1 pseudogene is annotated in these 568 nt (G+C 43.7%); it reads left to right on the top strand.

From position 1 onward, the window contains the following. Window positions 1-90: 90 nt before the first annotated feature. Window positions 91-568 (top strand): annotated as a pseudogene (locus tag PGX78_RS06750) (N-acetylmuramoyl-L-alanine amidase); the annotation flags it as partial.

Raw genomic sequence — 568 nt, 5'->3', positions numbered from 1 at the left:
ACGGACAGAAAACAGCATGTATCATGTTTTACTCTCACAGAAACGATGTGCTATAATAATAAAGCGTTGTTTGTAAAGGAGAGTGAAGTCATGAAAAGACTGTTATTCTTGTCCTTATTGGCGATCTTTTGTCTGGTTCCCGTATTGAACGGTCAAGCTGTTGATAAGGCTCAAGTCAGTTCCGTGCGCATAGCGACTCGTAATGATGCGAATACGCCTTTCGTTCGGACGGTTCTGGACGTAAACAAAGCGGTTTCCCCGAAACTCGGGATTGATAAAGACGGTAAATACGTTACCGTTACTCTGCCCAATACTGAAGTAGCTAAAAACCTGCAAACCAAGTACAACGCAGATACGAATATAGTTACCAAGATGGGGTTGGCACGGCGAATTAATGATACGGATGTAGTTTTTAAGGTTCCCAATGCAGTAACGACCGCCGATGTCAAGGTCTTTACGCTCGGTCCTTCCGGTAGTGCCGCCAGCCGTGTTGTTATTGATATTAACGATAAATCCGGTAAGGTTAAACAGTGGAATAAATGGAAGCATTTGAATGTGAGCAGCAAGG

It is taken from the genome of Megasphaera sp. AF13-6AC, assembly GCF_027685385.1.
GTDB classification, from domain to species: domain Bacteria; phylum Bacillota; class Negativicutes; order Veillonellales; family Megasphaeraceae; genus Megasphaera; species Megasphaera micronuciformis.
Note: the sequence above shows the minus strand (reverse complement) of the source record. Positions and strands in the feature narration are given on the sequence as shown.